Source organism: Cellulomonas septica (assembly GCF_012396155.1).
Lineage (GTDB): Bacteria > Actinomycetota > Actinomycetes > Actinomycetales > Cellulomonadaceae > Cellulomonas > Cellulomonas septica.
Window position 1 is genome coordinate 1 of record NZ_JAAXOY010000064.1, and the last position, 9,486, is coordinate 9,486.

The 9,486-nt window shown below is 75.0% G+C and carries 11 protein-coding genes; 6 read left to right on the forward strand and 5 right to left on the reverse strand.

Annotated elements, in window-relative coordinates:
- Window positions 1–699 (forward strand): RecB family exonuclease (locus HGA02_RS04555; protein ID WP_168678000.1); only part of this gene is annotated, 699 nt, incomplete at its 5' end.
- A 42-nt stretch (window positions 700–741) separates the two neighbouring features.
- On the opposite strand, the gene HGA02_RS04560 is transcribed toward HGA02_RS04555, so the two are convergent.
- Window positions 742–1,446: an HAD family hydrolase gene (locus HGA02_RS04560; protein ID WP_246247426.1), complete on the reverse strand. Its 705-nt coding sequence runs from the start codon at window positions 1,444–1,446 to the stop codon at window positions 742–744.
- Between the two features lie 76 nt (window positions 1,447–1,522).
- On the opposite strand from HGA02_RS04560, the gene HGA02_RS04565 reads away from it, so the two are divergent.
- Entirely contained in the window at window positions 1,523–2,380 is an 858-nt protein-coding gene (locus HGA02_RS04565) for a PAC2 family protein (RefSeq protein WP_168678002.1), read from the forward strand.
- Window positions 2,381–2,531: 151 nt separating this feature from the next.
- Here HGA02_RS04565 and mshC read toward each other — a convergent pair whose 3' ends face one another.
- A complete protein-coding gene (gene mshC / locus HGA02_RS04570; RefSeq protein ID WP_168678004.1) occupies window positions 2,532–3,788 on the reverse strand; it encodes a cysteine--1-D-myo-inosityl 2-amino-2-deoxy-alpha-D-glucopyranoside ligase in 1,257 nt (418 codons plus the stop codon).
- A 57-nt stretch (window positions 3,789–3,845) separates the two neighbouring features.
- Between mshC and HGA02_RS04575 the strand changes: the two genes are divergently transcribed.
- Entirely contained in the window at window positions 3,846–4,826 is a 981-nt protein-coding gene (locus HGA02_RS04575) for a CorA family divalent cation transporter (protein ID WP_168678006.1), read from the forward strand.
- Window positions 4,827–4,880: 54 nt separating this feature from the next.
- Here HGA02_RS04575 and HGA02_RS04580 read toward each other — a convergent pair whose 3' ends face one another.
- A complete protein-coding gene (locus HGA02_RS04580; RefSeq protein WP_168678008.1) occupies window positions 4,881–5,768 on the reverse strand; it encodes an undecaprenyl-diphosphate phosphatase in 888 nt (295 codons plus the stop codon).
- 77 nt (window positions 5,769–5,845) lie between these two features.
- Here HGA02_RS04580 and HGA02_RS04585 point away from each other — a divergent pair, with 77 nt between their 5' ends.
- The gene (locus HGA02_RS04585; protein ID WP_168678009.1) at window positions 5,846–6,808 is read left to right on the forward strand and encodes an aldo/keto reductase; all 963 of its coding nucleotides are present in this window, start codon (window positions 5,846–5,848) and stop codon (window positions 6,806–6,808) included.
- A 49-nt stretch (window positions 6,809–6,857) separates the two neighbouring features.
- Here HGA02_RS04585 and HGA02_RS04590 read toward each other — a convergent pair whose 3' ends face one another.
- Window positions 6,858–7,166 carry a primosomal protein gene (locus HGA02_RS04590; protein WP_168678010.1) on the reverse strand — a complete coding sequence of 103 codons (309 nt, stop codon included), beginning with the start codon at window positions 7,164–7,166 and terminating at the stop codon, window positions 6,858–6,860.
- A 102-nt stretch (window positions 7,167–7,268) separates the two neighbouring features.
- Here HGA02_RS04590 and HGA02_RS04595 point away from each other — a divergent pair, with 102 nt between their 5' ends.
- A complete protein-coding gene (locus HGA02_RS04595; protein WP_168678011.1) occupies window positions 7,269–7,517 on the forward strand; it encodes a DUF5703 family protein in 249 nt (82 codons plus the stop codon).
- 54 nt (window positions 7,518–7,571) lie between these two features.
- Here the strand turns inward: HGA02_RS04595 and HGA02_RS04600 are convergent, their stop codons facing one another.
- A complete protein-coding gene (locus HGA02_RS04600; RefSeq protein ID WP_168678012.1) occupies window positions 7,572–8,921 on the reverse strand; it encodes a M20/M25/M40 family metallo-hydrolase in 1,350 nt (449 codons plus the stop codon).
- Window positions 8,922–9,029: 108 nt separating this feature from the next.
- On the opposite strand from HGA02_RS04600, the gene HGA02_RS04605 reads away from it, so the two are divergent.
- Window positions 9,030–9,434, forward strand: coding sequence for a VOC family protein (locus HGA02_RS04605; protein WP_343035272.1), 405 nt, complete (start codon window positions 9,030–9,032; stop codon window positions 9,432–9,434).
- Window positions 9,435–9,486 lie beyond the last annotated feature (52 nt).

The following is a 9,486-nucleotide window of genomic DNA, read 5'->3' on the forward strand; positions in this document are numbered from 1 at the left end:
GCCATGACCACGCCGCCGTCGACCGCGAGCGCGACGATCGACGCGGCGCGCGGCCTGGTCCCCGCGCGGTGGGCGCAGCTGCGCGAGGACGCGCCCGACGTCGCGACGCTGTTCGCGGACGACGCGGCGCTCGACGCGTGGCTCGCCTCGGTGGACGGCCTGCTCGCGACCTACTTCTCGCTCGAGGACCCCACGCGCCTGCAGCCGCGCGAGCGCGAGCTCATGGTGAGCGTCGAGCTCGAGGACGGGCCGCAGCTGCGCGGGATCGTCGACCGCGTGGACGTCGCGCCGAACGGCTGGGTGCGCGTCGTCGACTACAAGACGGGGAAGTCGCCGCGGCCGGGCTTCGAGGGCGGCGCCCTGTTCCAGATGCGGTTCTACGCGTACGTCATCTGGCGCTCGCGCGGCGTGCTGCCGAAGCTGCTGCAGCTCGAGTACCTGGGCGACGGCACGGTCCTCAAGCACGAGCCGACCGAGCCCGAGATGCACACGCTCGAGGCGCGCGTCCGGTCGATCTGGGGCGGCATCGAGGACGCGGCCCGCAGCGGCGACTGGCGCCCGCGCACGTCACGGCTGTGCGACTGGTGCTCGTTCAAGGCGCAGTGCCCGGCGTTCGGCGGCACGGTCCCGCCCGTGCCCGAGGGCGCCGTCGAGCGGTCGATCGGCGTCACGCCGCCCGCGCCGGCGCCCGTCGGCTGACAGCATCGGTCCGTCCGTCCGAGCCGCCCGCCCGTCCCCGCGTCAGCCGGCGGGACGCAGGTCGAGCACGTCGCCGTCCGCGATCCGCGCGAGGTCCTCGAGCGTGAGGTCCGCGAGCGACGCGACCCGGCTCAGGCCCGGCCGGTCGGCGAGCTCCTGCATGACCTCGACGCCGATGACGTGCGCGCCCGACGCGACGGCGGACGCGACCCCCGAGTGCGAGTCCTCGACCGCGACGCACCGGTCGACCGGGACGCCCAGCAGGCGTGCGGCGAGCAGGTAGGGCTCGGGGTCCGGCTTGAACCGCTCGACGTCGTCCGCCGAGACGACCACGTCGAACAGCCCCACGGTCTGCGCGAACGGCTCCGCGAGCACCCGGAACGACGACGTCACGAGCGCCATCGGCACGCCTGCGCCGTGCAGGGCCCGCAGGATCTCGAGGGCACCGGGCTGCCACGGCACCTCCGCCGCGACGCCCGCGCGGACGCGGCCGTTGAGGAAGTCCGCGATCTCGTCCGCGGTCAGGTCGACACCGCGCGCCTGCAGCGCGACCACGGCGGCCGACATCGGGTTGCCGACCATCGCGGCGCCGTCCTCGTGGGTCCACACGCCGCCGTGCGCCTCGACGATCTCGGTCTCGGCACCGATCCAGTACGGCTCGGTGTCGATGAGCGTGCCGTCCATGTCCCACAGGACGGCGGCGGGCAGGGGGCGGGAGGGTCCGGACGTGAGGGGCACGTCCTCCATGCTACGGACCGTGCGAGGCGCGCCGGGCTGCGCGTCCGGTCGGGGCGGCGGGGACGACGCGTCCTAGGCTGGGCAGATGAGTGAGCACGCACCCGCGGACCTCCCGGACGACGAGCCGGTCATGCTCGCCGCGTTCGAGGGCTGGAACGACGCGGGCTCGGCGGCCACCCACGCGCTGCAGCACCTGCACGAGGCGTGGGGCGCGGAGCAGGTCGACGAGCTCGACCCGGAGGAGTACCACGACTTCCAGGTCAACCGTCCCGTCGTGGGCGTCGGCCCGCACGGGCGGCGTGAGATCACGTGGCCGACGACGTCGGTCGCGGTCGTCGAGACCCCGCGCAGCGGCCGTCGCGTCGTGCTGGTGCACGGCATCGAGCCGTCGATGCGCTGGCGGCGCTACTGCGCCGAGCTGCTCGACATCGCGGCGGGTCTCGGCGTGAAGACGGTCGTGACCGTCGGGGCGCTGCTCGCGGACGTGCCGCACACGCGTCCCATCCCCGTGAACGCGACGAGCGAGGACGCGGACCTGCGGGATGCCGTGGGCCTCGAGCCGAACACCTACGAGGGCCCGACGGGCATCGTCGGCGTGCTCCAGCACGAGGCCGCGGCGCGCGGCATGCAGGCGCTGTCGCTGTGGGCGGCGGTCCCCCACTACGTCGCGCACCCGCCGTCGCCCAAGGCGACGCTCGCGATCCTGCACCGCATCGAGCAGCTCGTCGGCGAGCCCGTGCCGCTGGGTGAGCTGCCCGACGACGCGGCCGCGTGGCAGGACGGCGTCGACGAGCTCGCGGGCGAGGACAACGAGATCGGCGAGTACGTCCGGCAGCTCGAGGAGGCCAAGGACACGGCCGACCTGCCCGAGGCGAGCGGCGAGGCGATCGCGCGCGAGTTCGAGCGGTACCTGCGCCGGCGCGACAAGGGCACGGGCGGCTGACCGGCCCGGCGGGCCGACGACGCGACGGCGTCAACCTCACTGAGCCGACGGCGCGACGTCGTCAGCCTCGGCTGGGCCGACGGCCTGACCGCGCAGCCGGACGCTGCGAGCCGACGGCCTGACCCGCGCAGCCGGCTCTGCGGGCCGACGGTCAGAGGCGGACGCCCAGCAGCGCGTCGACCGCGCGGGCGACGAGCCCGGGCGCGCCCTCGACGGGCTCGTGGTCGCCGTGCAGGGCGGTCTTGACCCACGCGTCGACGACCGCGAGCGCCTGCGGGGTGTCGAGGTCGTCGGCGACCGCGGCGCGCAGGCCCGCGATCGTGGACGCCGCGTCGGGGCCGCCGTTGCCGGACAGGGCGCGCCGCCAGCGCGCGAGACGCTCCTGCGCATCGACGAGGCCCGCGTCGGTCCAGTCCCAGTCGTCGGAGTACCGGTGCGCGAGGATCGCCAGGCGCACGGCCATGGGGTCGACGCCCGCGGCGCGCAGCGCGGACACGAGCACGAGGTTGCCGCGGGACTTGCTCATCTTCTCGCCGTCGAGCCCGACCATGCCGGTGTGCACGTGCACGCGGGCGCCGTGGCCGGCGTCGAGGAGCCGGGCGTGCGAGGTGCTCATCTCGTGGTGCGGGAAGCGCAGGTCGGAGCCGCCGCCCTCGACGTCGAACGGCAGGCCGAGGGAGTCGCGTGCGATGACGGCGCACTCGATGTGCCAGCCGGGGCGCCCGCGGCCGAGCGTGCGGCCGTCCCACGCGGGCTCCCCGGGGCGCTCGCGGCGCCACAGCAGCGGGTCGAGCGGGTCGCGCTTGCCCGCGCGCTCGGGGTCGCCGCCGCGCTCGGCGGACAGGGTGAGCATCTCGTCGAGACCCAGCGCGGCGACGGTGCCGAACGCGTCGTCGACGGAGAGGTCGGCGTAGACGTCGCCGGGACCGCCGTCGACCGCGTCGGGGGTCGGGACGGTGTAGGCGGCCCCGCGCTCGACGAGGGCAGCCACCGCGTCGACGACCGCGGGGATGGACTCGACGACACCGGTCCAGGCGTCGGGCGGGACGACGCCGAGCGCGGTCATGTCCTCGGCGTAGAGCGCGATCTGCTCGTCGGCGAGCTCGCGCCAGTGGACGTCCGTGGCGGTCGCGCGCTCGAGCAGCGGGTCGTCGACGTCGGTGACGTTCGACGCGTAGCGCACGTCCTGCCCGGCGTCCCGCCACGCACGGCCGAGCACGTCGAACGCGACGTAGGTCGCGGCGTGGCCGAGGTGGGTGGCGTCGTACGGGGTGATGCCGCAGACGTAGAGCGTGGCGGTCGAGCCGGGTGCGGCGACGACGCGCTCGCCGGTCGACGAGTCGCGCACGACGACGGGCCCGCCCCGTCCGGGGAGCCGAGGGATCTGCGGGGCCGGCCAGGTGAGCACGGGCGGCAGCCTAACCGTCGGGGCGCACCGCACCGGGCGGAGGACCACAATGCAGCCGTGGACGACCTCGCCGGCGTGACCCCCGGCACCGACCCCGTGGACGACGTGCGCACCCTCGAGGACGGCGCGACGTGGGTGGTCGTGCACGACCTCGCGGACCTGCCGCGGGAGGCGGAGCGGCACGGGCTCGGCGCCGACGCCTGCGCGATCCTGCGCCTCAAGGTGCCGGACCGTCGTGCGGCGTCCACGGGCCAGCCGGTGCGGGCGCACGTCGACCGGACCATGGACGGCACGCTCGTCGTGACGGCCCCGACGCTGTCGTACGACGACGCCACCCGGCAGGTCAGCACGGGAGCGCTCGTCCTCGTGGTGGGTGCGTCGGTGGTCCTCACGGCGGAGAGCGGGACCGCGGACGTGGTGGGGCGCACCGCCGCCCGGTTGGCGAACGGGCCGCGCGTCCCCGACGAGGGCGTCCTGCAGGTGCTCGCCGCCGCGCTGCTGGCGCTCGTCGCGACCGCCGGGGACGTCGAGGTCGAGCTCGGCGACGCGGTCGTCGCGACGGAGTCGGAGGTGTTCGCGGCCGTCCCGTCCGGGGACCCGGTGCAGCGGATCTACGACCTCAAGCGCGAGATCGCGGAGGCGCGGCGCGCGCTCGGTCCGGTCACGTCGGTGCTGCCCGAGCTCGTCGCGGACGCGGCCGACGGCCCGGACGGCGAGCGGACGCAACGCTGGCTGCGGCGCGTGCAGACGACCGCCGACCGCGTCGACGACCACCTCGACGGTCACGACCGGCTGCTGGGCGACATGCTCTCGGCGCACCTGTCGCGCGTGTCGGTGCAGCAGAACGAGGACATGCGCAAGATCTCCGCGTGGGCGGCCATCGCCGCGGTGCCGACGCTCGTCGCGGGCATCTACGGCATGAACTTCCGCCACATGCCGGAGCTGTCGTGGACGTACGGCTACCCGGTCGCGCTGGTGGGCATGGCGGCGGTCTGCTGGTGGCTGCACCGGTTGTTCCGGCGGTCCGGCTGGCTCTGAGCGGCCGGTGGGGTCACGCGGCGACCGGTGCCGGGCGCGGACGGCGTGGACCGGTCAGGGCGTGACGGCGGGCATCGGGTCGAGGACGCCGGTGAGCAGCAGCAGCGCGACGAGCGCGGCGAGACCGAGCCGGTAGACGACGAACGGCGTGTAGCTGAAGGTCGAGACGATCTTGAGGAACACGATGATGACGAGGTACCCGACGACGAACGCGACGAGCGTCGCGAGCAGCGTCGCGCCGGCGCCCGCGGTGCCCGGCGACGCGTCCCCGCCGACCGCGTTCGCGAGCTGGTAGAGCCCGGAGCCGAAGACCGCGGGGATGGCCAGCAGGAACGAGTAGCGGGCGGCCGCCTCGCGCGTGTAGCCCATGAGCAGGCCACCGGTGATCGTGCCGCCCGAGCGCGAGACGCCGGGGACCAGCGCGAGCGCCTGCCAGAGGCCGAACTTCACCGCGTCGCGCGGCGTGAGCTCGTCGAGCGTGCGCCGGTGCGCACCGCGCCGGTCCGCCCAGCCGAGCACGAGCGCGAACCCGGCGAGCGTGAGGACGATGAGCCAGAGGTTCCGGAAGGCGTGCTCGATCGGGTCCTGGAACAGGAGCCCGAGGATCACGATGGGGACGGACCCGAGCGCGATGAACCACGCCATGAGCGCGTCGTGGTCGGCCTGCTCCCCCACCGGCATGCCCATCCGGGCGCGCAGGTCGGTGCCGCGGTCGCCGCGCACGTGCCGCCACCACGACGAGCAGATCCGCGCGATGTCGCGGCGGAAGTAGAGGAGCACCGCGGACTCGGTGCCGAGCTGCGTGATGGCCGTGAAGGTGGCGCCCGGGTCACCGCTGCCGAGCAGGTCCCCGACGATCCGCAGGTGCGCGCTGGACGACACCGGCAGGAACTCCGTGAGCCCCTGCACCAGCCCGAGGAAGATCGCCTCACCTGCACCCATCGCGTCAGCCACGAGGCGCAACGATAGCCGCGGAGCCTCCCCCGTCGGGCACGTGCCCGACGTTAGGGTGACGCACCATGGAACAGCTCCACCTCGGCCGCACCGGCCTGCGGGTCTCCCGGCTCGGTCTCGGCACGATGACGTGGAGCCGCGACACGGACGAGCACGAGGCGTCGGAGCAGCTGCGCGACTTCGTCGACGCGGGCGGGACGCTGGTGGACACGTCCGCGTCGTACGCGGACGGCGGCGCCGAGGAGCTCATCGGGGCCCTGCTGGGCGACGTCGTCCCGCGTGAGGACGTCGTGCTGTGCACCAAGGCGGGCGTGCGCCGCACGTCGGCCGGCGGCGTCGTCGACGCGTCCCGCGGCGGGCTGCTCGACTCGCTCGACGCGTCGCTGCGGCGACTGCGCACCGACCACGTCGACCTGTGGCTCGTGCAGACGCCGGACCCGCGCACGCCCCTCGACGAGACCGCGACGGCGCTGCGCCTCGCGGTGAGCAGCGGGCGGGCCCGCTACGTCGGGCTCGCGAACCACGCGGGGTGGCAGGTCGCACGCCTCGCGTCGCTGCTCGAGCGCGACCCCGGCCTCGCTGCCGTCGAGGTCGAGTACTCGCTGCTGCAGCGCGGCGTCGAGCGCGAGGTCGTGCCCGCCGCCGCGGCACTCGGTCTCGGGGTGATCGCATGGTCGCCGCTCGGTCGCGGCGTGCTCACCGGCAAGTACCGGCGCACGATCCCCGCGGACTCGCGCGCCGCGTCACCGCACCTCGCGGGGTTCGTCGAGCCGTACCTGTCGCGCGAGTCGGCCGCGGTGGTCGAGGCCGTCGCGACCGCGGCGTCAGGGCTGGAGCGGCTCCCGCTCGAGGTCGCGCTCGCGTGGCTCACGGGTCGTCCGGGCGTGAGCTCGGCCGTCGTCGGGGCACGCACGGCCGCACAGCTGCGCGCGTCGCTCGGCGCACTCGACCTCGAGCTGCCCGAGGAGCTGCGGCGGGCGCTCGACGAGGTGAGCGCACCCGACGTCGGCTACCCCGAGCGCTTCTGACCGGGCGCCCAGCCCGGGATCCCGGCCGGGTCGTGGGACGTGCCGCGGGTCAGCGGGTGCCGAGGCCCGTCGGCTCGTCCGCGAGGTCGTCCGCGTCGTACTCGTCGTCCTCGTCGCCCGACCACTCGTCGTCCTCGTCGTCCTCGTCCTCGTCCTCCTCCTCGGCGAGGTAGAACGGGGTGGCCTCGCCGTGGACCGTGCCGAGCGCGTCGTCGTAGACCTCGAAGGCGTCCGCCAGGACGTCGTACGCGTCGTCGACCGCCGGGTCGTCCTCGCCCTTGCGCGCGACGACGGCGTTGTAGTGGGCCTCGAGGGCTGCGATCAGGCGGTCCAGCGCGGCACGCGGGTCGACGGTCATGCGACGACCGTAGCGCCGCGCGGGGCACAATGGCACCGCGTAGGGTCCATTCGGCACGAGGTCGGACGAGACGACGCACGAGCGGTCGGGACGGGGTGGCGGATGGCAGTCGGGCGCACCGGGACGAAGCGTGACGCATGGGTCGCCCAGGGCGGCCAGTACGAGTACCGGGTCCTCACCCTCCCGCGCACGACCAGCCGCAACGACGCACGTCGGCTGCTCACCGAGCAGGCCGAGTACGGCCGCTGGGAGCTCGCGCGCACGGTCCTCTACGCGGGCGGCGAGCGACGCGTGTGGCTGCGCCGCAAGATCATCCGCGTCCGCAGCACCCTCACGGGCTTCGAGGACTGAGCCGCCCGGCGACCCCACGGCCGGACGCCGGCTCCGAGGTGCCGGCGGAGACGGTCAGCAGGTGCGCAGGAGGCGGTCGAGCACGCGCGTGCCGAACCGCAGCGCGTCCACCGGGACCCGCTCGTCGACGCCGTGGAACATCCCCGAGAAGTCGAGGTCGGCGGGCAGCCGCAGCGGCGCGAACCCGTACCCCGTGATGCCGAGCCGGGACAGCGACTTGTTGTCGGTGCCGCCCGACAGCGTGTACGGCAGGACGGTCGCGCCCGGGTCCTCCGCGAGCAGCGCGTCGACCATCGCGTCGACGAGGCCGCCCGAGAACGGGACCTCGAGCGCGGTGTCGTGGTGGATCCGCTCGATCTGCACGTGCTCGCCCGCGAGCTCCGTGACGGTCGCGACGAACTCGTCCTCGAACCCCGGCAGGAAGCGGCCGTCGATCGTCGCCTCGGCGCGGCCCGGGATGACGTTCGCCTTGTAGCCGGCCTCGAGCTGCGTCGGGTTGGTCGTGTGGCGCAGCGTCGCGCCGACGAACCGCGACGCGGGGCCCAGGGCGGCCACGAGCCGGTCGACGCCCTCGGGGTTCTCCGGGTCGAACGGCAGGCCGGTGAGGTCGGCGACGCCCTCGAGCAGCGCGCGGACGGTCGGCGTCGGCTGCAGCGGCCACGGGTGGCGACCGATGCGGGCGACCGCCTCGGCGAGGTGCGTGACCGCGTTGTCGGCGTTGACCTGGCTGCCGTGCCCCGCGCGCCCGTCGGCGACGAGCCGCAGCCACGACAGGCCTTTCTCGGCCGTCTGCAGCAGGTACGCGCGGCGGCCGTCGACGTCGACGGAGAACCCGCCGACCTCGCTGATCGCCTCGGTCGCGCCCGCGAAGAGCTCCGGCCGGTGGTCGACGGCCCAGCGCGCGCCGTACGTGCCGCCGGCCTCCTCGTCGGCGAACATCGCGATCACGACGTCCCGCGCGGGGCGGCGGCCCTCGCGGACCATCTGCCGGACGGTCGCGAGGATCATCGCGTCCATGTCCTTCATGTCGACCGCGCCGCGCCCCCAGACGAGACCGTCGGCCTCGACGGCCTCGAACGGGTCGACGGTCCAGTCGGCCGCCCGCGCGGGCACGACGTCGAGGTGGCCGTGCAGCACCAGCGCGGGGCGGGAGGAGTCCTCGCCCTCGAGCCGGACGACGACGTTCGCGCGGCCCGGCTCGCTCTCGAACAGCTCGGGCTCGAGGCCGACCTCGGTCAGCAGGCCCATGACGTGCTCGGCCGCGGCGCGCTCCCCCGGGCCCGTCCCGTCTCCGTAGTTCGACGTGTCGAACCGGATGAGGTCACGGCAGATCCCGACGACCTCGTCCTGGGCGTCCGGGACGGACGCGGGCGTGCGGGCGGGGTCGGAGGTGGTGTCGGGCATGCGGCCACCGTACCCGGCCGGGTCGGACACCGACCGTGCCGGGCCGACCTGCCCACGGACCGGACACCGCCCCTTGGCGCCGCACGCGCGCGGTGCGACGGTGGACGCGTGACCGACGACACGTCCGCGACGCTGCACGCGTACCTGAGCTACGCCGACGCCTCGGCGGCGGTCGACTGGCTCGTCGCGCTCGGCTTCGCGGTGACCGCGCGGCAGGACGACGAGCACGGGGGCGTGCAGCACGCCGAGGCGCGCCTCGGCGACGCGGTCGTGATGGTCGCGAGCGACGACGCCGCGTACGCCGTCCCGCCGCTCGTCGGCGTCTCGACCGGGTCGGGGGTCTACCTGTGCACGCCGGACGTCGACGACCTGCACCGCCGGGCCGTCGCCGCGGGCGGCACGTCCGTGATCGCGCCCGAGGACACCGCGTGGGGCTCCCGACGGGCGCGCGTGCTCGACGTCGGGGGCCGCGAGTGGTCGTTCGGGACGTACGCGCCGGGTCGCGCCTGGTGAGGCCCGCGCCCGACCGACGCTCAGGCCGACGCGGACCCGGCGACGCGCGGAC

What these genes read in the sequence shown, in the direction of transcription:
- HGA02_RS04560 (WP_246247426.1), bottom strand. Translation starts at nt 1,446, where the DNA reads ATGGAGGACGTGCCCCTCACGTCCGGACCCTCCCGCCCCCTGCCCGCC.
- HGA02_RS04565 (WP_168678002.1), top strand. Translation starts at nt 1,523, where the DNA reads ATGAGTGAGCACGCACCCGCGGACCTCCCGGACGACGAGCCGGTCATG.
- HGA02_RS04580 (WP_168678008.1), bottom strand. Translation starts at nt 5,768, where the DNA reads ATGGGTGCAGGTGAGGCGATCTTCCTCGGGCTGGTGCAGGGGCTCACG.
- HGA02_RS04585 (WP_168678009.1), top strand. Translation starts at nt 5,846, where the DNA reads ATGGAACAGCTCCACCTCGGCCGCACCGGCCTGCGGGTCTCCCGGCTC.
- HGA02_RS04590 (WP_168678010.1), bottom strand. Translation starts at nt 7,166, where the DNA reads ATGACCGTCGACCCGCGTGCCGCGCTGGACCGCCTGATCGCAGCCCTC.
- HGA02_RS04595 (WP_168678011.1), top strand. Translation starts at nt 7,269, where the DNA reads ATGGCAGTCGGGCGCACCGGGACGAAGCGTGACGCATGGGTCGCCCAG.
- HGA02_RS04600 (WP_168678012.1), bottom strand. Translation starts at nt 8,921, where the DNA reads ATGCCCGACACCACCTCCGACCCCGCCCGCACGCCCGCGTCCGTCCCG.